General features: G+C 45.2%; 21 protein-coding genes. 7 read left to right on the top strand and 14 right to left on the bottom strand.

Features of this window, described 5'->3' with window-relative positions; genetic code table 11:
- Nucleotides 1–47: 47 nt before the first annotated feature.
- The 6 genes from bamA to ACRD7A_RS08680 form a co-directional block, all read right to left on the bottom strand.
- Nucleotides 48–2,690, bottom strand: a complete 2,643-nt coding sequence (gene bamA, locus ACRD7A_RS08655) for an outer membrane protein assembly factor BamA (protein ID WP_430810681.1) — start codon at nucleotides 2,688–2,690, stop codon at nucleotides 48–50.
- A gap of 45 nt (nucleotides 2,691–2,735) precedes the next feature.
- A complete protein-coding gene (gene uppS, locus ACRD7A_RS08660) occupies nucleotides 2,736–3,479 on the bottom strand; it encodes an undecaprenyl pyrophosphate synthase (RefSeq protein WP_430810680.1) in 744 nt (247 codons plus the stop codon).
- Between the two features lie 16 nt (nucleotides 3,480–3,495).
- Nucleotides 3,496–4,218, bottom strand: coding sequence for a type IX secretion system protein PorG (gene porG, locus ACRD7A_RS08665; protein ID WP_430810679.1), 723 nt, complete (start codon nucleotides 4,216–4,218; stop codon nucleotides 3,496–3,498).
- 124 nt (nucleotides 4,219–4,342) lie between these two features.
- A complete protein-coding gene (locus tag ACRD7A_RS08670) occupies nucleotides 4,343–5,221 on the bottom strand; it encodes an NAD kinase (protein WP_430810678.1) in 879 nt (292 codons plus the stop codon).
- A gap of 20 nt (nucleotides 5,222–5,241) precedes the next feature.
- Nucleotides 5,242–6,675, bottom strand: coding sequence for a POTRA domain-containing protein (locus ACRD7A_RS08675; protein WP_430810677.1), 1,434 nt, complete (start codon nucleotides 6,673–6,675; stop codon nucleotides 5,242–5,244).
- Between the two features lie 16 nt (nucleotides 6,676–6,691).
- On the bottom strand, nucleotides 6,692–7,357 hold the full coding sequence (locus tag ACRD7A_RS08680; RefSeq protein WP_430810676.1) for a CBS domain-containing protein: 666 nt from the start codon (nucleotides 7,355–7,357) through the stop codon (nucleotides 6,692–6,694).
- A gap of 169 nt (nucleotides 7,358–7,526) precedes the next feature.
- On the opposite strand from ACRD7A_RS08680, the gene ACRD7A_RS08685 reads away from it, so the two are divergent.
- On the top strand, nucleotides 7,527–8,243 hold the full coding sequence (locus ACRD7A_RS08685) for a pyridoxine 5'-phosphate synthase (protein WP_430810675.1): 717 nt from the start codon (nucleotides 7,527–7,529) through the stop codon (nucleotides 8,241–8,243).
- Between the two features lie 113 nt (nucleotides 8,244–8,356).
- Entirely contained in the window at nucleotides 8,357–9,163 is an 807-nt protein-coding gene (locus tag ACRD7A_RS08690) for an alpha/beta fold hydrolase (protein WP_430810674.1), read from the top strand.
- Between the two features lie 90 nt (nucleotides 9,164–9,253).
- Here ACRD7A_RS08690 and ACRD7A_RS08695 read toward each other — a convergent pair whose 3' ends face one another.
- Nucleotides 9,254–9,970 (bottom strand): 3'-5' exonuclease, encoded by a 717-nt coding sequence (locus tag ACRD7A_RS08695; protein ID WP_430810673.1) that lies wholly within the window; start codon nucleotides 9,968–9,970, stop codon nucleotides 9,254–9,256.
- 5 nt (nucleotides 9,971–9,975) lie between these two features.
- On the bottom strand, nucleotides 9,976–10,593 hold the full coding sequence (udk, locus tag ACRD7A_RS08700; RefSeq protein WP_430810672.1) for a uridine kinase: 618 nt from the start codon (nucleotides 10,591–10,593) through the stop codon (nucleotides 9,976–9,978).
- Between the two features lie 53 nt (nucleotides 10,594–10,646).
- On the opposite strand from udk, the gene ACRD7A_RS08705 reads away from it, so the two are divergent.
- Nucleotides 10,647–10,946, top strand: coding sequence for a Dabb family protein (locus tag ACRD7A_RS08705; protein ID WP_430810671.1), 300 nt, complete (start codon nucleotides 10,647–10,649; stop codon nucleotides 10,944–10,946).
- Here ACRD7A_RS08705 and ACRD7A_RS08710 read toward each other — a convergent pair.
- The 6 genes from ACRD7A_RS08710 to ACRD7A_RS08735 form a co-directional block, all read right to left on the bottom strand.
- Entirely contained in the window at nucleotides 10,943–12,160 is a 1,218-nt protein-coding gene (locus tag ACRD7A_RS08710; RefSeq protein ID WP_430810670.1) for a hypothetical protein, read from the bottom strand. The genes ACRD7A_RS08705 and ACRD7A_RS08710 overlap by 4 nt on opposite strands.
- Before the next feature lie 140 nt (nucleotides 12,161–12,300).
- Nucleotides 12,301–13,722, bottom strand: coding sequence for a glutamate synthase subunit beta (locus tag ACRD7A_RS08715; protein ID WP_430810669.1), 1,422 nt, complete (start codon nucleotides 13,720–13,722; stop codon nucleotides 12,301–12,303).
- Nucleotides 13,723–13,877: 155 nt separating this feature from the next.
- A complete protein-coding gene (gene gltB / locus ACRD7A_RS08720) occupies nucleotides 13,878–18,395 on the bottom strand; it encodes a glutamate synthase large subunit (RefSeq protein ID WP_430810668.1) in 4,518 nt (1,505 codons plus the stop codon).
- 432 nt (nucleotides 18,396–18,827) lie between these two features.
- The gene (locus ACRD7A_RS08725) at nucleotides 18,828–20,198 is read right to left on the bottom strand and encodes an aspartate kinase (protein ID WP_430810667.1); all 1,371 of its coding nucleotides are present in this window, start codon (nucleotides 20,196–20,198) and stop codon (nucleotides 18,828–18,830) included.
- 128 nt (nucleotides 20,199–20,326) lie between these two features.
- On the bottom strand, nucleotides 20,327–21,133 hold the full coding sequence (locus ACRD7A_RS08730; RefSeq protein ID WP_430810666.1) for a Rossmann-fold NAD(P)-binding domain-containing protein: 807 nt from the start codon (nucleotides 21,131–21,133) through the stop codon (nucleotides 20,327–20,329).
- A 31-nt stretch (nucleotides 21,134–21,164) separates the two neighbouring features.
- Entirely contained in the window at nucleotides 21,165–22,205 is a 1,041-nt protein-coding gene (locus ACRD7A_RS08735) for a hypothetical protein (RefSeq protein WP_430810665.1), read from the bottom strand.
- 106 nt (nucleotides 22,206–22,311) lie between these two features.
- Here ACRD7A_RS08735 and ACRD7A_RS08740 point away from each other — a divergent pair, with 106 nt between their 5' ends.
- The 4 genes from ACRD7A_RS08740 (at nucleotide 22,312) to ACRD7A_RS08755 (ending at nucleotide 26,099) form a co-directional block, all read left to right on the top strand.
- Complete coding sequence (locus ACRD7A_RS08740; RefSeq protein ID WP_430810664.1) at nucleotides 22,312–23,211, top strand: CHAD domain-containing protein; 900 nt, start codon at nucleotides 22,312–22,314, stop codon at nucleotides 23,209–23,211.
- A gap of 95 nt (nucleotides 23,212–23,306) precedes the next feature.
- Nucleotides 23,307–23,747: a hypothetical protein gene (locus tag ACRD7A_RS08745; RefSeq protein WP_430810663.1), complete on the top strand. Its 441-nt coding sequence runs from the start codon at nucleotides 23,307–23,309 to the stop codon at nucleotides 23,745–23,747.
- Nucleotides 23,748–23,810: 63 nt separating this feature from the next.
- A complete protein-coding gene (locus tag ACRD7A_RS08750) occupies nucleotides 23,811–24,740 on the top strand; it encodes an ABC transporter ATP-binding protein (RefSeq protein ID WP_430810662.1) in 930 nt (309 codons plus the stop codon).
- A 6-nt stretch (nucleotides 24,741–24,746) separates the two neighbouring features.
- Nucleotides 24,747–26,099, top strand: a complete 1,353-nt coding sequence (locus ACRD7A_RS08755; RefSeq protein WP_430810661.1) for an ABC transporter permease — start codon at nucleotides 24,747–24,749, stop codon at nucleotides 26,097–26,099.
- Nucleotides 26,100–26,184 lie beyond the last annotated feature (85 nt).

Here is a 26,184-nt window from a genome sequence, read left to right on the forward strand (position 1 = left end):
ATGCCAATACCTACAATAACTAAACCAAACTCACATAGGCCTGATTATTAAAAGCTTTGACCGATAACAAAATGGAACTGACTTCCCCCGGCATTATCCCGGTAGAAACTGTCGTCAAAACCATACCCCCAATCGATTCCCATCAAGCCAAAAATGGGCAGGAATATTCGCAGACCCACACCGGCAGATCGCTTGAGTTCGAAGGGGTTATAATCTTCGTGTTGACTCCAGGCATTACCCGCCTCCAGGAAGGCAAGGGCAAACACGGTGGCCGAAGGCTGCAAGGCCAAGGGGTACCGCACTTCCATGGTTAACTTATTATAAATGTTACCATCATACGATCCATTGGTGATCGGGGTGAGTGATGAATTCTCATACCCCCGCAACCCTATAGTCTCACTACCGGCCATACTAAAGCCGGACATGCCATCGCCCCCAAGGACGAACTTCTCAAACGGAGACTGCAGGTCTTTATTATAGTAACCAAGGAAACCCATTTCCATTTTTCCCATCACTACTAACTTATTGGCCAGGTCGACAGGTTTGTAAACGGCACCTTTGAAAGTCCACTTGTGATATTCGATGCGTTGATATTTTTCTTCCTCAGTGGCACTCGCCCAATCTTTGTCATCCTGGAACCTCGACCAGGGTGGCGTAAATTCGAGGCCGACCGAAAAGTCACTTCCCTGACGCGTGTATATCGGGTTATCAATGGATCGCCTACTTAACATTACTTTAAAGTTAAGGTTATTGGAAATTCCATTTTGCATAATGAAGTAGTTCCAGTCGAGCATATCGTAACGTTGGTAACTCACCTCGGTGTACAGCGAAAAGAAATCGTCCGGCCAGCGAAGTCGTTTTCCAAAACCCACTGAGATTCCGGTGATCTTCATATGTTGGTCAATGTCGTCCGGATCCTGATAACCATATCCTCCACCGTAACCACCATAACCTCCGTATCCGCCATAACCACCGTAGCCACCGTAACCTCCGTAGCCACCATAACCACCACCGTAACCGAAACGCGGATCGTAGTATTGAGAACTTACTCCGGTTTGTATTGAGTGATAAATGGAGAAACTCAGCGAATTAGGTTTTTTACCTCCCAACCAGGGTTCTGTAAACGACAGACTGTAAGACTGATAGAACTTACCATTGGTTTGTGCACGGAGCGCCAGAGTCTGACCGTCACCTGATGGAAGTGGGCGCCAGGCTTCTTTGTTGAAGAAGTTACGCATTGAAAAGTTGGTAAACTTAAGTCCCAATGAACCTACAAACATACCAGCACCCCATCCGCCGGATAATTCAATCTGGTCGTTGGCCTTCTCTTCTAACTGATACACAAGATCAACGGTACCGTTATCTGGATTAGGCTGTACATCAGGCACGATATTTTCAGGATCGAAATGCCCTAGCTGTGCTAGTTCACGCACAGTACGAATCAATTCTGACTTACTAAAAAGCTGTCCGGGCTTGGTACGTACCTCACGACGAACAACATGCTCGTGCGTTTTGGTGTTACCACGGATGATTACATTATTAATGGTAGCCTGCTGACCTTCGTAGATACGCATCTCTATATCAATGGTATCCCCACGTACTCCTGTTTCTACAGGGGTGATATTTGAGAATAGGTAACCATTGTCCATGTAATGGCTGTGTACTGCATCCTCATCATTAATCAAGCGATCATCCAGGTAGGTCTGGTTGAATATATCACCTTTTTTAATGCGTAAGTTATAATCAAGAAACTCAGAAGGATAGATAGTGTTACCCACCCAGCTGATATCACCGAAATAATATTTATCACCTTCTTCAATTACCAGCTTCACATCCACTGTGTTATCATCAAGGTTTTTGCTTACCTCTTCAGAAACAATGCGTGCATCGCGATAACCCAGCTCGTTGTATTTAGCAATAATTGCGGCCAAATCCTCCTCATATTTCTCCACTACAAACTTCTTGGTACGGAAAAAATTAAGGAGCTTGCCTTTTTGGTTCGTTTTCTTCATGGTTCGGTTAAGCTTGGCATCGCTTAACACCGTGTTACCTTCAAAGGTTAAGGATCTGACTTTCACCTTGTCCTTCTTATCCACGTTAATTTCCAGAATCACGTGATTGGCTTTCGAGGGATCGTCTTTTTGCACAATGCTAACCTCGGTATTATAAAAACCCTTGTCAACAAAGTGACGTTTAATATACTTTTCGGCACGGTCCACCATAAATGGTGTAACCTGTGAACCCCGCATCATAGCCACCTTCTCTTCTACGGTCTCAATCTCATTTTTCTTTAAGCCAGTAAAGAACATCTCCGACAGGCGGGGACGCTCTTTGAGGTATATTTCCAGATAAATTTCGCGACCTTCTATTTTGGTGGCTTTGATTTTGGCATCGGAGAAGAGCCCGTGCTGCCAGTACCGACGGATGGCCTCCGACACCTCATCACCGGGAACCGTAATCTGCTGTCCCACTTTTAAACCACTGATATTGACTAATATTTTGGGATCCAGGTTTTGCACACCCGTCACCTCTATATCCGCAATGATATATTTACGTGGGGTTCCTGAATATGATATATTAGGTACTTCGCTTGTTTGCCCTTTTATATTTAAAACAGAACATATAAATAGAAAAACAATTAATACTTTATTCCGCATATTAGCTTCCATGCAATTAAATAGTTTGTTCATTTTTGGCTTGCTTACCCTTCATATCCCCATCCCGCACTATCACCATTACTTTTTGATTTGTTCGCCAGTTTTTCCAAATCGTCTCTCACGTCCCTGAAAATCAAGCAAAGCCCGATAAAAATCGTCACGCCTGAAATCGGGCCATAAAACGTCGCAGAAATATAGCTCAGAATATGCTAACTGCCAAAGCAAAAAATTACTTATTCGATGCTCACCGCTTGTTCTTATCATGAGCTCAGGATCGGGTATGCCAGCTGTTGCCATGTAACCCGATATTAATTCGGCATTGATATCGTCTACGGCCAGCTGATTATCACGCACATCAGCCGCCACCTTTTTAAAGGCCTCTATGATTTCCCATCGCGAGCTATAGCTCAGCGCCAGGGTCAGCGTCAATCCAGTGTTGGAAGCTGTTTTTTCAATACAATCGGCTAGTTTAGCCTGCACCCCTTTGGGCAAGGCTTGTTTGCAACCAATCGCATTGAGCTTCACGTTATTTTTCATCAGGGTGGCCGTTTCGGCACTAATGGTGCTTACTAAAAGGCTCATCAAAGCATCCACTTCAGACTTGGGGCGTCCCCAGTTTTCGGTACTAAACGCATAAAGGGTTAAGAATCCTACACCCAACTCGGCTGCCGATTCAGTGACTTCCCGAACCGCCGTTACCCCATGCTTATGACCAAAAACACGTGAATTCCCTCTTTTCTTTGCCCAACGTCCATTGCCATCCATTATAATGGCCACATGATTGGGTAGTCGATCTTGTCTTAGTTCGTCTTTTAACGACATGCTTTCAACGAGTCTATTATTTTATACCATCATTACATTTGGTCTTCCGTTTCAACATACTTATTGTCACGTAAACACCGGCAAACGATATCCAATCGTTATTGTGGGCAAGGGTGCTTTCTCCAAATCCATAAGGGTCAGAAGGATCGATACTCCCAGGACCTATATAATCCAGATCGTCAACAAATGTTTTTCGAAAGGTCCACTCGGCTCCGATCCGAATATATTTGTTAATCTTATACTTTGCACCAATACCGAACGGCAAAGATAATATAAAACTTGTATTGCCCGCAGAATTTTCAACTTCTGTATCAATTCGGTTATAAATAGTTGTTGCGAGCCCCACTGAAACGTATGGCGTAAAGGTGGTTGTTGAAATAAACTTATGATCGTAGGACATGAAGTTAAACTCCACCTGTGCAGACACATCGCCAATGCTTCGACTAAAAGCATAATTCTCATCACTGCTTGTTGGATACACAAGGTCTTGTCCCTGATAATCACCACTTATCTTACCAAACAAAGCCATGCCCTTTAGCGCTATTCGGTCGGTAAAAACATAGCGGCCAATACCCCCAAAGGCCAGGTGCGAATTGGCAAATGGCACTCCTTTGCTTAAATCGCCGAAGTAATAGGAGGTGCCGGCAAAAGCACCCAACTCAAGCCGATCCTGCGCCTGTCCGGTCTGCGTGATACAAAGCAGAAAAGCGAAAATCAACCAACGGCATGATTTCTTCAATAACCGTAAGCTTTTATTGTCAGCGATTGTAGTCTTTTGCATATAAAATTATGATATGATATTTACACATCTCAGCATCTTTCCAAACACAATATTCTCAAAAATATTGTTCTGAAAACACACATTAATTGCGCTTATCAACACCCCACATTAATTTATTACGCAAGGTGGTAAAGAAAGAATGCTCTGCCAGCTCAATGACCTTCACGCTAAACGCGGCCTTTTTAACCTTTAGGTGAACACTATTCTCAAACACCTCACTGCGCGAATCCAGCGAAGCCAGAAATTTGGCATCGCGCCCCTCTACTTTCAGGGTCACCTCCACATCGTTGGGTATCACAATGGGGCGTACATTCAAATTATGCGGCGCAATGGGTGTGATGACAAAACTCTTACTGTCGGGGTGCAGAATAGGCCCTCCTACACTTAGCGAGTAGGCAGTAGATCCCGTTGAGGTAGCAATTATCAAACCATCGGCCCAAAAAGAGTTGAGGAATTCATCATTGACATAGGTATGTACAATAATCATGGCCGAACTATCGCGCTTACTAACTGCCAGCTCATTAAGGGCAAAATTACAATCTCCGAAATGACGCCCCTCAGTTTCCAAACTCAATAAATCAAGCTGCCTAACACGGTAACGTCCATTGAGCACATCGTGCAGAGCTGCCTTCATCTCTCCTTTGGATATATCGGCCAAAAAGCCCAGGCGTCCACTGTTAATACCTACGATGGGAATACCCTTATCGCGCACATAGGTAACCGCCTCCAAAAAGGTACCATCGCCCCCGATGCTAAAAACCAGATCGACACCATCAAAATCGGAATGCCCGGTAAAGAAACCATCCACATCGGGTTTCATCTTTACATCCGAAAGCAAAAAATCGTAAAAAGGCTTGTGAATAACAAGTTCTACTTCATCCTCTTTCAATATCTGGAATAAGCTTTTGCAAGCGCTGTAAAAGACCTCTCCAAACTGTTTCCCAAAAATGGCTATTCGCATATTAGTAGACGTTAAAGTTATTAAATGGCAATATTCAGATGCACAAAGAATCCATGCTGACGATGTTTATTCATCGAATAATTAAAGCTCCACACCATATCATAAAACGTAACAAAATCGAGCCCAACACCATAGCCATACTGCCAATTATTAACAAAGGTATTGCTTATTGATGGATTATCGTGCCACACATAACCGAAATCGCCAAAGGCTTTTATATAGAAAGCGTAGTTAACCTTGGCAAATTGAGTAAGTGGCATAAAACCCAGGTTTTTAACACGGGGTTGCAAAAGGGTGAACAGGAGGTAATTTTTCATACTTGCCTGCCGCGTTCCATCCATCACATACAGCTCATAACCATTAAGGAATGAGTCATAGCCACTTCCTGCATTCAGCACATAGGGCAACGAACGACTACTATTATATTCGCCATAGAGCAGACTGGCCCAGTGCCAGCGATTCTCCAGCTGCCAGTGTTTATCTATACGAGCGGATAGCTTAAAGTTATTCAACCCCTCCTGCCAGATGCCCAAGCCACTCTGCACCGCAGTGCCCTGCATGCGGGTACCCTTTAATGGATATACCTTGGCATCGCGTGTGTCATAATCATACTCGTAGCTAAGCTCCATAAACTGCAAACGAGTGGCATCCGGTGTCAGGTAGTTTGGGTTCAGGTCGATGATCGAATCGCTAACGCTGTAATTATGATAGCCCAGCTCCAACTTATGCCGATGATACAGACCGGAACGGATGGAGTAATACACGGAACCAAAATAGGTCACCTGTGCCATCTCAGTCTCCAATGCTTTATAAACCTGTTGGTTGTTTTTGGTAGTATAAGGCAGCTGATCGTGCATGCGAAAATCAAAGAAAACACCCCAACCTCCCCGCCGCTTATATTCGGGTGAGAAATATCCCAGCAATACCTGCTTGGTAAATCCTAGTCGGATACGAGCCATGATTTTTTCATTACGCCCTCTAAAATTATCGCGCTTGAGGTATACCCCGTAGTTAACGCGCGACCAGTCACCACCATTAAAAAAGGAACTCAGATTACGATCGGCCACCTCAAAGATGGGAAACACCCACCAATACCAGCGTTCATCAACACGTACATAAAAAATAACAGTATTATCGGCCTGCAGTGTGTAACGCACGGAAACAAAATTAAACAGACCCGTATTCAGTAGATTATGCCGACACCGCGTGGTGACCTGTCCCAGGCGATTCACCATTAACACATCACCCTTGTTAAAAACCAATTCATTAAGAATGACCCGCGAACGGGTTACTTTATTACCGGCAATAACTACCTGCTGCACTCGCACGTACTCATCTACGATTCCGACATCTGCAGCTTCCTCCTGCGCCCTTATGCACATAAAACCGCCAATGCCCTGCAGTACTAACCACAGACAAACTATTTTTAGGGCGTACCAGCAAGCCGTTACCATATAAACGTGTTTACAACTACATATTCAGATAGCGCATTAGTGCTTCGTAGTTCTTTTTCACCGTATCGTCATAGGCATGGTCGCCCACATAAGTAGTTTTTACCGGGTAGTTATAGCGGTCGAAGGCATTGAGCACCGGCTGCACATCTTTTCGGTTCAACTTAATAGCAATGCACAACTTTTCCTGCCCCGGGGGTTGCGACACATAAAGGCTCAGTATCTTGGCATCGGCATCTTCAACAATGCGGGCTATTTCGGACAGGGCATAATCCTGTGGTAACAATTCCAGCTCAATGATACCACCCGAGGTATGAGCCGCTATCAGGTCAGCAAATTTGTGCAATAAATCGCTCTGGGTGATTAAGCCCAAATACTCCTCATTTTTATCCAACACGGGCACAACGGTAAGTTTCAGGCGCGATGCCACCTCAATTACATCGTAGATATGCTGATGCTCGAACACATAAGGCCGCGCAAAGGAAAGTGGGTGATTACCCAGGGGCTCTTCGGCACGGTTTAAGTCATAAATATCCACATCGCTTATGAGTCCTAAAAAAGCCAGGTTATTGACAATGGGAAGATGCGATACTCTGAACACCTCCATCCAGTTGAGGGCGTCAAGCCCCGTGTCTGAGGTTTTCAGAGAAGGTACCACTTCCGATATTAATTCTTTTGCCAACATAGATTACTTTTGGAAATACTTACTAATTTTGCGCGACAATACAGAACCCTTTATTGACGTAATTGTTTGAAAACTAAAAATACGGTCAAACTGTATAACAAACAAAAATAGGGGATAGTTTATTTAGTAGTTAATCACTCTCAAGAGGGTATTCATCAATAAAACAGCAATGACGAAACTTAGTGTTAACATAAATAAAGTGGCCACACTGCGCAACTCACGGGGTGGCGATACGCCTAATGTATTAAAGGCTGCCATTGATGTTCAGCTTTTTGGTGCCGATGGTGTTACGGTACATCCACGACCCGACGAGCGCCATATACGCTACCAGGATGTTTATGACATTCGCCCGGCCATTAAAACGGAATTTAACATTGAGGGTTATCCGTCAAAGGAGTTTATGGATCTTGTGCTGGCTGTTAAGCCCCATCAGGTAACCCTGGTACCCGATCCGCCGGAAGCACTGACTTCCAACGCAGGCTGGGACACCGTTAAGAATCAGTCATTTCTGCAGGATGTGATTGGCCAGTTCAGTGAGGCAGGCATCCGCACTTCCATATTTGTGGATACTGAGCTGAAAAACATTGAGGGCGCTGTGAAAACAAATACCGATCGCATTGAACTTTATACCGAGCCATATGCGGCCCAGTATGCCAAAGACCGGGAGGCTGCCATTGCACCCTTTGTTGAGGCGGCTAACCTGGCCAATAAAATTGGCTTGAAGATCAATGCCGGGCATGATTTAAACCTGGATAACCTGAAATATTTCAATGAGTGTATTCCTTTTTTGAAGGAGGTATCCATAGGACACGCACTCATCAGCGATGCCTTGTACATTGGATTGGAAAAAACCATTCAGCTGTACCACCAGCAACTACTAAAGTAGCCTAGTAGAGCGCCCAATAAGCTTTAAGGAACGGTTCTTTGTGATAAAACACTGCTAAAGAACCGTTCAACAAATACTTGATTAATAGGAAACTTTCAAAACTTATTACTAGTATGCAATTGTTTTATCGTGAATATGGTGAGCAGGGGCCCACGCTGGTGATTTTACACGGACTGTATGGTGCATCCGACAACTGGGTGTCAATTGCCCGCCAGCTGTCATCGGATTATCGCATCTTTTTGGTAGATCAGCGTAACCACGGGCAGTCGCCCCACCATGATACTCACGATTACGAATGCATGACGCAAGACCTGTTGGAATTTCTCGACAATCAAAAAATTGACAAAGCGCATCTGGTGGGACATTCCATGGGTGGCAAAACCGCCATGCGCTTTGCCCTTGAACATCCCGAACGTATCCATAAACTGGTGGTGCTCGATATTGCACCCAAGTCCTACGCCACTTTTAGCAACTATGCCCAAATCACCAATAACCACGAGCATATTATCAACAGCCTCCTTGAATTGCAACCGGAAAATGCAGAGACGAGGCAGGCCATTGACCAGGCGCTGGCACTGAAACTACCCAATGACGAACTGCGCCACTTCTTGCTGAAAAACATCGAGCGCACCAAAGACGGACACTATCGCTGGCGCCTGAATCTACCGGTGATAAAAAAGACGCTACCCATCATCATGGATGGCTTCTCGCACCTGAACCCGGACGAGCACAAAACAAACATCCCTGCTATTTTTATACGCGGAGAGAAATCAGACTATGTAATGGATGAGGATAGTTTGATTATTCGTAAGTTGTTTAAAGATGCTGAGGTAGTAAGCATCCCCAATGCGGGCCACTGGCTGCATGCCCAACAGCCGGCACTGTTGATTAAAACTCTGGCTTACTTTCTACTAGACTGATTTTTTCAACAACTCACTGATCAGCTAAGAGTTTAGAAATTGATCTACTTATGAACGATTTATGTATTTACGATTTATCAATGCAGCATATTATGCATGCTCAACAGCCTCTTCATCGATTAAATCCTCGCCCTTAAAACGCAGAAACAGCTGCGCCGTGGCCAACACGTCTTTTTCGCAATAACGTGCAATGCGTTCCACATCATGCTCCTCATAATACACGGCGGCCACCTGACTGCCATCAATATCATCCTTAGGCGATGGAATATTAAAAATTGTGGTGAGCAAATTCAGAGATGTATAGTGCTTATAATCACCAAACTTCCACAGCTCCAGTGTGTCGATAAACTTCACTTCCCAGGGCTTCTTACCCGCCACATCTAATATGGGCGGCAGCTTAAGACCGTTGATCAGCATGCGGCGTGCAATGTAGGGGATATCAAATTCCTTGGCGTTGTGCCCGCAGATATTCTTATTTACATCTCGCGCAAACTTTTTGAGCATATCAGCAAAATCGCTCAGCAGCACTGTTTCATTATCCCCTGCAAATGACTTCACACGGAAAAGTCGCCTCCCCCCTGTTGTTGTGATTAAGCCCACCGAGATACAAACAATTTTACCAAACTCGGCATAAATACCGGCCCTTCCATACACATCAGCGGCTGTTTGATCGTCCTGCCTGAAGTAGGCTGATTTTTTCTCCCACAGCAACTGCAACTCAGGACTTACCTGATCAAAGGCCGGCAACTGCGGAACCGTTTCTATATCGAGGAATAGTACGTCTTCGGCTTTTACATGGTTGAGCATAGCAATTAATTTAGACTGCTTAAGTTACGTTCAATGAAATGGCGCAATATGTTAATGGCAATTTTATTATTCCCTCCCTGTGGCACAATCAGATCGGCATATCGCTTAGTAGGTTCAATAAACTGCAAATGACTAGGTTTCACTGTATCATCGTAGCGTTCTAACACCATATTGACCGTTCGCCCCCGCTCCTCGATGTCGCGCTTAATAACGCGCGAGAGACGATCGTCAGCATCGGCATGCACAAACACCTTGAGATCCATCAGCCGCCGCAATTCACAGTTACCAAGAATAAGAATGCCCTCCACAATCACTACATCACGTGGTGCCACCGTGATGGTTTCCTGCGCACGAGTGCAAGTAAGATATGAATACTGAGGCATCTCAACACTGCGCCCGGCCTTCAATTCCCCAAGATGTTTAATCAATAAATCCCACTCAATGGAATTGGGGTGGTCAAAATTTATCTTCTGACGTTCTTCCAGGGGCAGATGCTGACTGTCCTTGTAATACGAGTCCTGAGGTAATACCGCCACCTCGCCACAGGGCAGCTGCTCCATAATTTTTCGCACTACGGTGGTTTTACCCGAACCGGTGCCACCGGCAATTCCTATTATCAGCATTTTACTAATTTTGCAGTCAATTATCACAACAATAATAAGTAAATTATTTCATTATGATTAAACACATTGTCCTATTCAAGCTAAAAAAGTTCGATGACGCAGCATCCAAGACTGCTAAGCTGAATGAAATAAAAACGGGATTACTGGCACTGGAAGATAAAATTGAGGCACTTAAATCCATCGAAGTCGGTCTCAACTGTAATCCTGACGAAGACTTCGACATTTCATTAAGTACCACTTTTGATGATATGGAAGGATTGGCAAGCTATGCCCAGCACCCCGATCATCTGGCTATTGGCAAGATTGTTCGAGAGGTACTTGAGGCACGATCATGTGTGGATTATAATTTTTAAGCACTGCGCACGCCGAATTTATTTTCAAATTCGGCTACCAGTTTTTCCAATTCAATCTTGAAATAATTCAGGTAATTATTGAAATAAATATCGCCACTCTCGCGCGAACCATCACTAAATTCAAACTCAAGGTCGATATACCATGTTCCGGATCCATCATCTTGCTGCCTAGCAATGGGTTTCACCCTGGCCAGGATAGTATAATTAAGGTAACGAATATCCATGATGGCATGAGTATTAAGTGTGCCAGCCAGGGCAGTAGCATATTCCTCGCTTCCCTCTTGCAGCTGCATCACTTTCTCCAGCTCGTTATACACAGCACCACTTCGGGCTCTTGTTTTAGCCATAATATTCTTTAACACCAGCTTATTTTCGATATCGTCCACCGGCATAAAGGTGTTATGCTCATTAAAACGAAGGCATAACTCATGTTCCAGAATACGAGCCGAGTTATTACTAAAGGTCCAGCGCCAAAAACCCTCACGATCCTCTTTTTCAAGCTCCCCATTAAGGTTAAATGAACCGGCGTTGAAGGTGAGTGCCACATCCTTAAAATGGCCATCTTCAGCAAAAGTGCTAAGCAAATTACTGGTCAGCAACAAATCGCTACCTACCTTGATGTTACAATAAAGTCGTTCAAGTACCTGATCAACTATCTGCCCACTGTCCTGCTCCTCGCCTTTACCCGGGAAAACGCCACCGTAGAAGGCAAGGTCTGACACGGTAAGCACAGCGTCAGCGGCTGTCGCATCATCAGCGGAAGGAAAGATAAAGACAATTTTATCATCACAATCTTTTACTTTTTCAAACTGCCCCAACTCTTCATTCCACTGCCATTGGCCATATCCATCGGCCAGCAGTTGCGTGCAGTAATAGCCACGATCAAATACCAGATCCATCAGAGCGGCAAAGTAACAGTCCTCGCCAGCTGTATTGTACATCAAATTGCCCAAACCCATCATGGCTTGCACAAAACGTGCATTTCCTTCAACATCTTTACCGTCGAGTCGTTGACTCATGGAGTGACACAACGTGGCAAAAGGAGTTTTTCCCAGCGCCTCCAACTGACTTTGTAAGGCATCCACATTGTCATATAATACGCTTTTATCGTGGTCAACACCATAACTACTATACCTATCGTGTTCATACCCTTTGTCACAAGCCGTCATTAACACTATTATCAACAGCACGGCGCCCTTCACTAAAAACCTCATCGTAATTTTCTTTCCTTTTAAAGTACTTTCCTGTTTCCGGTTTATGTGACAAAGCAACAAAAGGTTACACGTATTAAAAAAAAAGCTGCCTCATTTCTGAAACAGCTCTTTTGTTTGATCTGATAATAAGTTTGTTACCCTTAATTTTTTTGTAAAAAGTCATGCACATTTTTTGCAGCTTCGCGTCCGCGGGCGATGGCAGTTACTACCAAACTGGCACCACTTGCCGCATCGCCGGCTGCAAATACACCGGCCATACTGGTGTGAAACTTATCATCCACCTGAATATTTCCACGATCATCGAGTTTTAGACCCAACTCTTTCACTAAGCCCTCATGCACAGGACTTACAAAACCCATGGACAGCAATACCATATCCACCTCCATTAATTGAGTAGTATCAGGTTTTTCGTGCATCTGCCACTGCCCCTTATCATTCTTGCTCCACTCCACCTCAACAAGTTCTACCTGTTTGAGCTTACCTGTTTCTCCCAGGAAACGTTTTGTATTAAGGCTCCATCGGCGGGTACAGCCCTCTTCATGCGAGGTAGAAGTCTTGAGGGTACTGGGCCAGTATGGCCAGGGGTTATCCGCACTCCGCTTCTTTGGAGGCTGAGGCATTATCTCAATTTGAGTCACTACTTTCGCCTTCTGGCGAATGGCCGTTCCCACACAATCGGAACCCGTATCGCCACCGCCAATTACCAATACCTTTTTACCTTTGGCCTCCAGGCGCTCACCCTCGATTACAAGGCCGCGGTTTACTTTATTCTGCTGGGTTAAATAATCCATGGCGAAATGCACCCCCTCCAGATCGCGTCCTTCCACAGGCAGATCGCGGGGCTTCATAGCACCAATACTAAGCACCACTGCATCGAAGCTACTCAATAACTCATCCCCTTTGAGGGTATCACCCACAGCCGTATTTGTGCGAAAGACAATGCCCTCCTCTTTAAAAATGGCTATACGCCGGTCAATTACCTTTTTATTAAGTTTAAAGTCGGGGATACCATAGCGCAAAAGCCCACCTACTGCGTCATCCTTTTCAAATACCGTAACACTGTGACCTGCTTGGTTTAAAAGATCAGCCACCGATAAGCCAGCGGGTCCTGAACCCACTACAGCCACCTTCTTGCCACTACGTACAACAGGAATACGTGGTACGATGTACCCTTCGTTAAAGGCCTTCTCCACCACCGAACATTCGTTTTCGCGGATGGTTACTGCCTCCTCATGAATGGCCAGCACACACGATTTCTCGCAGGGATTGGGACAAATTCGCCCGGTAAATTCAGGAAAACTATTTGTGGAATGAAGAATGTCGCTGGCTAACTGCCACTCTCCTTTATAAACGGCATCCTGCCACTCGGGTATTTTGCTGCCCACCGGACAGGCCCAATGACAGAATGGGATACCACAGTCCATACAACGCGCCGCCTGCAAGGTACGGTCGGCTCCATTCAGCGTTTGCTCCACCTCGCCATAATCGTCGACACGCTCGGCTACAGGACGGTATCCACCTTCTTTACGCGCATATTTTATAAAACCTTTCGGATCTGCCATAATCTACTGTTTTAAAAACACCGGGGCGGCCTTCGCAAGCGTTGCTCATCCTTATCCATCCCCCGGCAATCCATTTTATTGAAGCTTCCAGCGCTACACTTTCCACTTATGATTTTTTTTACTTTATCGTTTTTTTTGTGCCCAAAATCACCTCGTTATTCGCGCAGATAGGGAGCATCTTCTGTCTCACGCAACTTCTGCTCCAGCTCTTTAATCTTCTGTTCCTGCAGTACCTTTTTGTACTCAAAAGGAATCACCTTCACGAATTTAGGCAGATAAGTAGTCCAGTTAACCAACACCTCTTGCGCCTTGCTACTGTTAGTATGCAACAAATGCTTATTGAGCATAAACTGCAACTCCTGCACATCGGCGGCATCCTCCACCGGCGTTAAATCCACCAGGCCTTTGTTGCAGTAATAATCCAGCTTACCGGCTTCATCCAGCACATAAGCAATACCACCGCTCATGCCCGCAGCAAAATTGCGTCCGGTAGACCCCAGCACTACTACACGACCACCGGTCATGTATTCGCAGCAGTGATCACCCACACCTTCAACCACAGCATGGGCACCGGAATTACGCACCGCAAAACGCTCGCCGGCTACACCCCGCACATATAGATGCCCTTGGGTGGCTCCGTATAGCACCGTATTACCGATGATGATATTTTCTTCGGGGGTGAAAGTACTGCCTACAGGCGGCACCACGATAATTTTACCACCGGAGAGTCCTTTGCCCAGGTAATCATTGGCATCGCCCTCGAGCCGGAAGCTTACCCCTTTGGCCAAAAATGCCCCGAAGCTTTGCCCGGCAGATCCCTGAAAGGTACAATTAATGGTATTCTTGGGCAGTCCGCTCTCGCCGTAACGTTTGGACACCTCACCCGACAGCATGGCACCCACTGCACGATCGGTATTGATAATATTATCTGCCATCCACACTTTCTGCTGATTAATCAATGCGGCCTGTGCCTGCTTTATCAGGTGACGATCCATCACTTTATCCAGCTGATGATCCTGCTCCATCGTGTTACGCAAGGGGTATTTCTTTCCTTCTTCGGGAAAATATAATAGACGACTCAGGTCTACCCCCTGCGACTTCCAGTTACTAACTTCTTGATCCTGCTCCAGCAGATCGCTGCGTCCAATGACCTCATCAAGCGATTTGCAACCCAGCTGCGCCAGGTATTCACGCACCTCTTCGGCAATGAAATAAAAGAAATTAACAACGTACTTATACTTACCAATAAAGCGCTTACGCAATGCCTCGTCCTGTGTAGCAATACCGGCCGGGCAGGTATTAAGATGACACTTACGCATCATGACACAACCCAGTGTAACCAATGCCGAAGTGGCAAAACCATACTCCTCGGCACCCAAGAGTGCCATTTTTATAACATCGAGGCCTGTTTTAAGCTGTCCATCGGTCTGCAACTTAACACGTCCCCGCAGATTATTCATCACCAATGTCTGTTGTGCTTCCGACAAGCCAATCTCTACCGGTAGCCCGGCGTGTTTAATAGAGCTGCTGGGGCTGGCTCCCGTACCACCTTCGGCACCACTGATCACGATTAAATCGGCATGTGCCTTTGCCACCCCGGCGGCAACCGTGCCTACTCCATTTTCCGAAACCAGTTTCACACTGATACGTGCCGAGGGGTTGGTGCTCTTCAAGTCATAGATCAGCTGCGCCAAATCCTCGATGGAATAGATGTCATGATGAGGGGGCGGTGATATCAGTGTAATACCTGGTGTTGAGTTACGCAGGCGGGCAATAATCTTATCCACCTTAAATCCGGGCAGCTGTCCTCCCTCACCAGGCTTAGCACCCTGTGCTATTTTTATCTGCAACTCATCGGCATTGGTCAGATAATTATTAGTGACCCCAAAGCGGCCACTGGCAATTTGCTTAATGGCGCTGCGGGCCGGACTCTTGAGGCGGGCAGCATCTTCACCCCCTTCTCCCGTATTACTTCGTCCACCCACTTCGTTCATGGCAAGTGCCATGGCTTCGTGCGCTTCTTTGGAGATAGAACCATAAGACATGGCACCCGTTACAAAGCGTTTCATGATTTCGGAGGCAGGCTCCACATCGCTTATATCGATAGGCTCCCTCTTCTTCAGCTTCATAAGCCCACGGATAAAAAGAGGTGCCTGATTATCACTATCAACCTGTCGACTATACTCCTTGTATATTTGATAATCACCACTTGACGTTGCCCACTGAAGCAAACCGATGGTTTCAGGGTTCCATCCATGCTTCTCGCCATACTTACGATAGCTGTAACTCCCTTTCGTATCGAAAGGATTACCCTGAAAAGATGGTTGAAAAGCCTTTTGCAGATCCATCACACTTTCCTGTGCAATCTCTTCGAGACCTACACCACCAATTTTACTTGGGGTACCTGTAAAATACTTCTCAATGAGAGCTTCGGAGATGCCAATGGCTTCAAATATCTGTGCTCCATGATAAGAACGCAAGGTGCTGATTCCCATCTTTGACAATACCTTCAGCAAGCCTTTATCAACGGCTTTCATATAATTCTCACGTGCCGTAGCATAGTCCATATCAATCTTGCCCTCCTTCACCATTTCATTAATGGTGGCAAAGCACACATAAGGATTAATTACACTGGCTCCAAAGCCCAGTAAAAGGGCAAAATGCATTACTTCACGTGCCTCACCGGTTTCAACCACCAGCCCCACCTGCATCCTCTTTTTGGCTTTAATAAGATGATGATGCGTAGCCGCTACCGCCAGCAAAGAAGGTACAGGCGCCTGGTCTTTATCAATATCCCGGTCACTCAGAATAATGTAATTCATACCGTCATCAACGGCCTTTTCAGCAGCACTGCAAATACGGTCAAGCGCTTCCTCCAGCCCCTTGCCCCCTTTATCGGCCGAAAAGGTCATGGGGATATTAACATGGGTGAACTCATCACGCCTGAAATCCTTAATCTTCCCTAAGTCGGTATTGGTCATCAGCGGACTCTCAAACTTAATGGATCGACATTGAGCAGGAGCCTCGCTTAGCAGATTTTTGGGTACCGCACCAATGTAACTGGTCAGTGCCATTACCAAGCCTTCGCGAATGGGATCAATGGGTGGATTGGTTACCTGAGCGAACAACTGCCTGAAATAAGAGAAAAAGCGCTGCGGCTTATCCGATAACACAGCAATGGGCGTATCATTACCCATGGAGGCAATGGGCTCACCACCAGTTTTGGCCATGGGCGCAATAATTTGTTCAAAATCTTCGCGGTTATAGCCAAAGGCCTTCAGATAAGTATCGTACTTATCGCCCAGTTGGGAAGGCACACGTTGCTGCACATCAATATCATGCATATTAATACGATTCTCCTTTAGCCAGTTAGCATAGGGATGACGACGTGCCAGTTGCGACTTAATCTCCTCGTCGGGTATGATCACTCCAAGCTGTGTATCCACTAACAAAAGCTTACCTGGTTTTAATCGTCCCTTCTCCTTAATTTGTGTGGCTTCGAAAGTTTGTACTCCTACTTCGGACCCCATCACAATCATATCATCGTGCGTGATGATATAACGCGAGGGACGCAGTCCGTTACGATCAAGCGTACCTCCTACATAACGACCATCAGAGAATACTATGGAAGCCGGCCCATCCCAGGGCTCCATAATGGTAGAGTGATACTCATAATAAGCCTTTAAGCTATCGGGTATCGGGTTCTTACTGTTCCATGATTCCGGCACCAGCATACTTAAGGCATGGGGCAGAGATCGACCCGTGAGAAATAAAAACTCCAGCACATTATCCAACGATGCCGAATCACTCATATTAGGGGTAACCACCGGAAAGAGCTTTTTCAGATCATCACCAAACAAGTCGGATGCCAGCAAACTCTCGCGTGCCTGCATCCACAGCCTATTCCCTTTGATGGTATTAATCTCACCATTGTGCGCCATGATGCGGAAGGGCTGTGCCAAATCCCAGGTAGGAAAGGTGTTGGTACTAAAGCGCGAATGCACCAAAGAGATGGCACTCTGGATTCGCGCATCCTGCAAATCGAGGAAATACTGCCCCAGCTGAGCCGGTGTCAGCATTCCTTTATAGATAAATATTTTCGATGACAAACTCGGCAGATAGAAAGCCTCTTTTTCGAGGAGGGTAGTATCGCGTATGGCATTCTCAGCCTGTTTGCGCGCCAGGTACAAACGGCGCTCCAATGCATCCTGTTCAAAATCACCAGTCACAAAAACTTGCTCAATACGTGGCTCACTGCTTTGGGCGATCTCACCGATCACCTCACTATCTACAGGCACCTGACGGTAGGCTATTAAAGTCAATCCCTCGACTTTCAAATAATCATTGAGAATCTGCTTGCAATGGTCAGCCTCATCCTCGTTTTGCGGCAAAAAAACAAGGCCAGTGCCATACTTACCGGCAGCTGGCAAATCAAAGCCAAAGGTGGAGAAATAGGCGTGTGGCACCTGCATTAAAATACCCGCGCCGTCGCCGGACTTGTTATCGGCACTCTCGGCACCCCGGTGCGTCATGTTACACAGTACCTCCAAGCCCCGCTTTACGATTTCGTTGGTTGCTGTGCCTTTAATATTAGCCACAAAACCAATCCCACAGTTATCACGCTCGTTTGCAGGGTCGTACAAGCCCTGCGCTTTTGGAAATCGTCTTGTCATACAGTTATATGCTTTTAGAGAAAAATCAACAATATTTCCTGCTCAACAGGAAGTATGTTGTCGCCACTGGATTGAAAAATAAAACCACCTACTTACGTTTAGTAAGTTTTTAGCTAGTTTTTGTTGTGTTGTGAAAGCAAAAGTAGCTATTAAATTTATATTCTCCAACTAGGCGAGCATATCAGCGATAAAAAACATGACTTTTGACACTTTTCTGACACTTCGTTTATTGCCCATTAACAACAAGCATCTTACTGTATTTGAAGAATACAACGAGTTAAATATCAATCATTAACCTCATAAAATTTGCACGTCAATTTTGATCACATGAAGAACAAAGCCACTCGTTTGCTTATCAAACAATAAGCCCCGTTCTGCAGGGCAAAACGGGGCGCTAATGCATTTAAAGAATGCTGTAAAGGCTAGAAAATATCAGCTAAAAAACTCATTATGAATAGCATCAATAGCCATATCTCGATCATCGCGAGCCACCATGAAGTAACTGGCTACAGCGGAGGCTCCTGAGACAATCATCTGTATGTTAATATCCTTTTTGGCCAAAGCCATAAATAAGCGACCGGCCACACCGGGGCGATCCAAAATACCCTCACCCACAATGGCAATTGTGGAAATCTGTTCACTGGCTATAAGCTCCGTAATAGCGGAAAGCTCAAGTTCTTCCACCACCTTATAAGCCCGCTTGATATCTTTTGCAGACAGCAATAGGTTAATAACAATTTGCGATGTGATTACCGATTTAATGTTAATCCCTGCTCTATCCAAAGCTACTGTCACCTTGGCCAAAACACCCTTTTTCAGGCCTACGCCAGCACCCCGCATCTTTAGAATACAGAAATCATCACTGTAAGTCACACTCTTCACGATGCAGTCACTTACTGTTTCAGCAGCATGCACAACAGTACGCGGCGCCACACTACCCATAAAGGCATCAATATTACCAATATGAATGGGTATTCCTACTTCCTTTAGCGGCTCCACTGTTCGCGGATGCAGTATACTCGCCCCAAAATAAGACAACTCGGCAGCTTCGGCGTATGATAAATGAGTGATGCGTTTTGGCGACTGTACCAGCTTAGGATCAGCACTCATAAAGCCATCCACATCCTTCCAAACATCCAATGATTCGGCATTGAGACAACGAGCCAGCGCTGCTGCCGAATAGTCACTGCCTCCCCGTCCCAGCAGGGTAACCTTACCCTGTTGCGACACACCATAGAAACCGGGCACTACATATACCTTGTCGCCCGCCAGGCGTTTCTGCACATTGGCCGCCGACAAATCAAAATCAACAGTTGCATTACCAAATTCACCATCAGTAATTAAGGGCATCTGCTCGGGCAAAGCCTCTTCCGCATCAATCCCTTTGCTTTGCAAAATAGCAGTGAGCACCAAGGAGCTAAGGCGCTCGCCATAACTTAATATCACATCTTCAACAAACTCAGGCACATCACCGATATAGTGAATACCCGTAAGGTAACGACTCAGCTCCTTTATGCGTGACTGTACCGCATTAAGCGTGCGGTCCTGCCATTCTTTATCATCAAAATTCTCTATAATTGCCTCTTCCTTAAGCTCTCGTAAAAAACGAACCAGCTTCTCAATATTGGACTCATCCTGTTTGACATCCTCCATCGCACGAATAAGATGATTGGTAATCCCATAAAAGGCTGACACAACAATTACCAGTGGTCGATCATAAGCCCTTATCACATTAACGAGTTTCTGAATGTCTTCTTTTTTCTTTAGATTGGATCCTCCAAACTTGGCAACTACTTTCTTCATTATATTTACTACAAATAGGATGGCATACCGCCGTTAGTATAACTCAAACATCTGCTGCAGCGCATCAGACCAAGTACAAACTTATACGAATGATGTTAGATACACAAATACTCAACTCACTGGAAGAATTACCAAAGCGCCTCATTTTCCAGCATTGCCATTAAATCAGGATGATATAATTGTATGCCCAGTTGTTGCTTAACCTTTGCATTGGATATAATTTTAAACCCCTCGCTATCATGGATAAAATGTGGTATTTCACGCCCCTTGAGCTGTGCGGCACGTGCATAAAAATCAGCTTTGGCAGGATGCGTATCGGCCACCCCATTAAACACCTCACCGTAGCAGTCCTGCTGCAAAATGGATTCAATAATCAATAGACAATCGTCTAAATGAATGAGGTTAACCGCTTGCCGAGCTCCACTCACTGCACGATCGGCCGTAAAAAATCGCCCGGGGTAACGCGCACCCCCCACCAGTCCGCCAAAACGAACAACAGTGCAACGTGACGGTAACTTTTGAAACATACGTTCGATGGCCAAAAGCGGATGGGCATCATCGCTCATCTGGTTGGTATCGTCCTCAACCACCTCGCGATTAAGCAGGGGATAAACCGAGGTTGAACTGATTAGAATAAGATTTGCCGGGCCCTCTTGTTTGATGACTTCCAGTAATGGCAGATAAGCACGGGGTTGCCTGAGCAAGCGCGTTGGCGGAATATTTACCAGCAGTGTATCCGCCTTGAAAAAATCACGATCCCCATCTGACAGCTTAGTAATATCGATACAGTACGGCTCAATACCTGCACGACTGAGGGCCTCCATCTTTTGAGGTGTGGTAGTGGACCCCTTTACACGCCAGCCTTTTTTATGCAATGATGTAGCAAGCGGAAATCCCAACCAGCCACAACCCAAAATACTAATTGTACCATTCATATACTACTAACCGCTACGGTGTTCAAATGTTTCAGTAACGGTTCATGCAGTTATTATGCAGCATACGAATAAAGCTCTTACCACGCTTCAGCTCTTTATAAAACGAAGAGATATACCGGTATATATCTTTACGATCTCCTTCATCAAGATACTCAAAATCAAGGATAGTAGCGTATATCTGCTCCTCAGCCGCCAGAAACTCTTCAATCAGAGTCAGGTAATTATCATTATAGCTTCTACAGCGGCCGATATAATCACGCTCCGTCACCTTCGTGGCACGTGACCATTCCGATGGCTTGGCATAGGCGGCATTGATCAAGCCGGCATGATCAAAATCGTAGGGAATGGCAGTGACCTCTTCGCGCCCCTGCTCCAACGACTTGATAAACTTAATATTATGAGCACTCTTAATGCGCCAATCCGTATTTCCAATCATATAATTAAAAAAAGCAACCCGGTCGGCATCCAGCTCATTAATTACTGCATCGTTAAAATATTCGCCTTTCACCTCCGCGCTGTTAGTACGTTGCGCCATCATATACATGGGTTCGATAATAAAGGCAGCCACCCGGTAGTGTTTCCCCTTTTTACCTTCATCAAAATACTGCACATCGAGCAAGCGCGTGCGCAGCGCATAAGGACTCAGCTGTTCCCACAGCTTATAAACTAAGTACTCTTTGTACAGATATTTAAGATATGCTTTAGAATTTACACAGTGACTCACCAGCTTCATCTTGGTAAGGTAGCCATCGGTGGTAAAAAGAGTATCGGGCTTAAAATTAAGCATCACAGGTGGGAAAAAGCAGTTGTCCCTGCGATAATTACCCCGCGCCTTACAGCGTACTTTATGACGTACCGAATCCCCTTTGGCATCGTAAACGACAATGGCTCCATCACTATATTCTTCACTCTTACGAATATGTTGACTGATATCGAAGTACAGACTGACCCTAAGCACATTATCACCCTCAAAAAAAGAAGGATAAAATGTAGTGTCGGCTGTTTGCCCATGCAGGCACAAGGGCATTGTAACTAATACAACTAAAATATGATAGCGACTTATCAACATCACGATTGTTGGTTTTTGTAAGAAATTACAAAAAAAAATAGCAGTAGTAAAAATCGGCTTGATATTGAAAATATTAAGTCGTAGTTTGAAGTTTTAAAACTAAGTGATTATGTATCGATTTGCCATTGACAACGAGGAAGAACTGCAAGACGGAGTAACACGGGTTTTACGCGAGCAATTCACCTTTATCGAACACCTGACAACTATTCCTGACAACATAGATATCACAGTTCATGAAATCCGCAAGGCGCTCAAACGAATCAGAGCCATCCTGCGACTTGTCCGCTGGGATATTGGCGAAGAGCTTTATCAGGAAGAGAATATGCGCTACCGCGATCTGGCACGACAACTATCCAGCCTACGCGACTACCATGTCATCATCACTTACCTGGCCGAAAACTTTGAGGCCGATGAGTTAAAGATTCCTGAGACAGTATTTATCCGAATAGTTGAATATTTGAACACACGAAAAGAGGCCGAACTTAAGCGACTGATCGACAATCAAACCCTGGAAACCATTCAGGAACAGATGATACTTTCGAAGCAAGGTCTGGAAGAATACCCCACTAATTTCCTGGGACCCCACACGATCCGTCAGGGGGTTACTAATTCGTATAATCAGTGCCTGAATAAAATATCTGAAGCACAACTAAAACTAGATGATCATCCCTTGCATGAATTGCGTAAATGTGTAAAGTACCTGCTTAATCAGATGATATTGATCCGTGAGGTATGGCCCGAGTTTTTCAAACACTATGCATCCTCGCTAAAGCAAGCATCTGACCTGCTGGGTGACGACCATAATATTGCTGAAACCATTCAAATTATTAGTAAATTGCCGCTTGCTGTCGTAAGTGCGGCAGATAAAGAAAGCCTCATAAAATCTTTAGAGGCCGAACGCGAACATATCCATCGTGAGATATGGCCCTTGCTGGGTAAACTTTTTACAGAAGATGCCAAGTCTTTTGTTAAACGCATCACCTCGTACTGGTTAATCAGCAGAGAGTAGACTTTTGCAATACCAATTTAGCCTGGAATAAAGAAGATGGCCGTCCGTAAGAACAATTAATGTGTGAGTATGTTTCTTTCTTAAAAAAAGAAAATATGTACAACGGACTTTTACATCTCCACAGTGGCCTGCGTTATATCATTCTGGCCCTTTTTTTGGTTACCCTCATCATGAGCCTGAACAACTGGCTTAAGGAACGAAAATACACCCATAAGCATCATTCCATTGTCAAGCTGCATGCAATTGTATTTACCATTCAGTTTGTGGCAGGCGTGGCGCTCTATGCCATCAGCAGCAAGGTGCTGTTTGATGCCGGCATGATGAAAAGCACCCTACTGCGTTTTTTTACGCTTGAGCATCCGCTTATGATGCTGATTGCGACTATATTGATTGTACACAGTGCCGCCAAAGCCAAGATATACAGCAATTACACCACCCATAAACGTCTTTTTTGGTACAACCTGCTGGGTCTGCTGCTGGTGGTGGCCTCCATCCCCTGGCCCTTCCGCGAGCAACTGGGTGCCGGCTGGTTCTAAGCCCCTATTTTATAGTACTCATAAAAAGTACTATCTTCATGCGCCAAACAAATAAACTAAGCTATGATGTTTCTGGAAGCTAAACAAGTGGTTAAAAAATATGCTAACCACCTGGCGCTTGATTATGTGAACATGGAGGTGCCCGAAAACAGCATCTACGGCTTGCTGGGACCTAACGGAGCCGGCAAAACCACCTTGATACGCATTATCAACCAAATCACGGGTCCCGACTCGGGTGAAATACTATTAAATGGACAAGCACTGCGTGCTGATGACGTGAGCCGCATTGGTTATTTACCCGAAGAGCGTGGGCTGTACAAAAAAATGAAGGTGGGCGAACAAGCCATCTATCTGGCCCGCATGAAAGGACTCACCCGCAACGATGCCATTAAAAAACTGCGCTATTGGTTTGAAAAATTTGAGATACAACCTTGGTGGGATAAGAAAGTAGAAGAGCTTTCCAAGGGGATGCAGCAAAAGATTCAATTTGTGGTAACGGTATTACACAACCCCAAACTACTGATTTTCGACGAGCCTTTTAGCGGTTTTGACCCTATTAACGCCAACCTGCTAAAACAGGAAATAATTAAACTGAAAGAGGAAGGCGCCACCATTTTATTTTCGACCCATAACATGGGATCGGTAGAGGAGTTGTGCGATCACATCACACTGATTAACAAATCAAAGACCATCCTCAATGGCCCCATCGACACCATCCGTCAGAGTTATAAAGACAATCTGGTTAAACTGGAGTTTGCAGGCGATAGTAATCTCATCCGCCAACAACTGAGCAACGACTTCCAGGTAGAAAATATTGAGAAGACCAACGGACACCACACTGCATATGTAAAAATGCTCAACAATGCCTCCATCAATCAACTGTTATACAGCGTGATTGATGATGTGAAAATCTATGGTCTGCATGAAGTATTACCCACTATGAACGACATCTTTATTAAAGTTGTTGAACACAGTAATCAAACCGGAAAATAATCTACTATGAGCAAAATATCATTAATCATACAACGGGAATATTCCACCCGAGTTAAGAAAAAAAGCTTTATTGTAATGACCATCATCGGCCCCATTCTGTTCGCCGCCATGATGGTACTGCCCGGTTGGTTTGCCTCCATGGAGGATACTGAAGAAAAAAACATAGCCGTTATTGATGAGACCGGCCTTTACACCAACCGCATTAATAGCACCGAGTTTCTGAAGTTTAGCTGGCTGAAAACGGAAGATACGGAAGGGCTGGCTGAAAATTACCGGGAAGAAGGCTACCACGCCTACCTGGTGATAGAAGATAACCTGCTGAAACGCCCTGATGCCGTTAAAATCTACTCCGAGACACAGATCACCATTGATGTGAAAGACCATATATCGCGCAGTCTTGAACGCTATCTGGAGAAAGAAAAGCTGGGCAGCTACCAGATTGATGGTCTGGATAACATCATCAAGGAAATCAACAATGTAAAGATTGACCTGAAGACCATTAAGCTTGCCGAGGATGGCTCTGAAAAAGAAAGCTCTACAGAGCTGGTAATGATTGCAGCCATCGTATTTGCCATGATGATCTATATGTTTGTGCTGGTGTATGGCATGCAGGTAATGCGGGGTGTGATGGAAGAAAAGGTAAACCGCATTGTAGAAGTCATTGTGTCATCGGTAAAACCCTTTCAGCTGATGATGGGAAAAATTATTGGTATTGCCCTGGTGGCTCTTACACAATTTATGCTGTGGATCGTGTTAACCATCGCCATTGTAGGGGTGTTGCATACAGTTTTTGCTGCCGATGTAACCTCATCGGGAAAAGCAGAGCAAATGCAGGTTATGGCCGGCATGGATATGCAGGAGGCAGGCGACAGCAATCAGGCCGCTGCCTTTGCCGATGGCTTTAATAATATTTTGGATCAGGTGATGTCACTCAATCTGGTGGGCAGCCTGCTACTATTTATCTTTTATTTCCTGGGCGGATACCTCCTCTACGCTAGTCTGTTTGCAGCCTTGGGCGCTGCCCTTGATAACGAGGCCGACAGTCAGCAATTTGTGATGCCCGTGATGATGCCCCTCATCCTGTCCATCTACGTAGCCATGGCGGCTTTTCGCAACCCGGCCGGCGATTTGGCCTTTTGGTTTTCGATGATTCCTTTTACCTCACCCGTGGTAATGATGGCCCGCATACCCTTTGAGCCTCCCGTATGGCAAATGGCTCTATCCATGACCCTACTGGTTGCTACTTTTGTTTTCACCACCTGGTTTGCAGGGCGCATTTATCGTACCGGCATACTAATGTACGGTAAAAAAGTAACGTATAAGGAGCTATGGAAATGGTTCCGTTATTCGGGTCGCTAGTAGAAAGAGATAATTAGATAAAAGGGCTGCTTCCATTTTTGATGGACAGCCCTTTCTTTTATGTATTTTATTATCTTTCGAATCG

Origin of the sequence: Carboxylicivirga longa (genome assembly GCF_050589825.1) — a bacterium.
GTDB classification, from domain to species: domain Bacteria; phylum Bacteroidota; class Bacteroidia; order Bacteroidales; family Marinilabiliaceae; genus Carboxylicivirga; species Carboxylicivirga longa.

Excerpts from the sequence above, each read along its gene's own strand:
- bamA (WP_430810681.1), bottom strand. The coding sequence starts at position 2,690 with ATGAACAAACTATTTAATTGCATGGAAGCTAATATGCGGAATAAAGTA.
- uppS (WP_430810680.1), bottom strand. The coding sequence starts at position 3,479 with ATGTCGTTAAAAGACGAACTAAGACAAGATCGACTACCCAATCATGTG.
- ACRD7A_RS08670 (WP_430810678.1), bottom strand. The coding sequence starts at position 5,221 with ATGCGAATAGCCATTTTTGGGAAACAGTTTGGAGAGGTCTTTTACAGC.
- ACRD7A_RS08675 (WP_430810677.1), bottom strand. The coding sequence starts at position 6,675 with ATGGTAACGGCTTGCTGGTACGCCCTAAAAATAGTTTGTCTGTGGTTA.
- ACRD7A_RS08680 (WP_430810676.1), bottom strand. The coding sequence starts at position 7,357 with ATGTTGGCAAAAGAATTAATATCGGAAGTGGTACCTTCTCTGAAAACC.
- ACRD7A_RS08685 (WP_430810675.1), top strand. The coding sequence starts at position 7,527 with ATGACGAAACTTAGTGTTAACATAAATAAAGTGGCCACACTGCGCAAC.
- ACRD7A_RS08690 (WP_430810674.1), top strand. The coding sequence starts at position 8,357 with ATGCAATTGTTTTATCGTGAATATGGTGAGCAGGGGCCCACGCTGGTG.
- ACRD7A_RS08695 (WP_430810673.1), bottom strand. The coding sequence starts at position 9,970 with ATGCTCAACCATGTAAAAGCCGAAGACGTACTATTCCTCGATATAGAA.
- udk (WP_430810672.1), bottom strand. The coding sequence starts at position 10,593 with ATGCTGATAATAGGAATTGCCGGTGGCACCGGTTCGGGTAAAACCACC.
- ACRD7A_RS08705 (WP_430810671.1), top strand. The coding sequence starts at position 10,647 with ATGATTAAACACATTGTCCTATTCAAGCTAAAAAAGTTCGATGACGCA.
- ACRD7A_RS08710 (WP_430810670.1), bottom strand. The coding sequence starts at position 12,160 with ATGAGGTTTTTAGTGAAGGGCGCCGTGCTGTTGATAATAGTGTTAATG.
- ACRD7A_RS08715 (WP_430810669.1), bottom strand. The coding sequence starts at position 13,722 with ATGGCAGATCCGAAAGGTTTTATAAAATATGCGCGTAAAGAAGGTGGA.
- gltB (WP_430810668.1), bottom strand. The coding sequence starts at position 18,395 with ATGACAAGACGATTTCCAAAAGCGCAGGGCTTGTACGACCCTGCAAAC.
- ACRD7A_RS08725 (WP_430810667.1), bottom strand. The coding sequence starts at position 20,198 with ATGAAGAAAGTAGTTGCCAAGTTTGGAGGATCCAATCTAAAGAAAAAA.
- ACRD7A_RS08730 (WP_430810666.1), bottom strand. The coding sequence starts at position 21,133 with ATGAATGGTACAATTAGTATTTTGGGTTGTGGCTGGTTGGGATTTCCG.
- ACRD7A_RS08740 (WP_430810664.1), top strand. The coding sequence starts at position 22,312 with ATGTATCGATTTGCCATTGACAACGAGGAAGAACTGCAAGACGGAGTA.
- ACRD7A_RS08745 (WP_430810663.1), top strand. The coding sequence starts at position 23,307 with ATGTACAACGGACTTTTACATCTCCACAGTGGCCTGCGTTATATCATT.
- ACRD7A_RS08750 (WP_430810662.1), top strand. The coding sequence starts at position 23,811 with ATGATGTTTCTGGAAGCTAAACAAGTGGTTAAAAAATATGCTAACCAC.
- ACRD7A_RS08755 (WP_430810661.1), top strand. The coding sequence starts at position 24,747 with ATGAGCAAAATATCATTAATCATACAACGGGAATATTCCACCCGAGTT.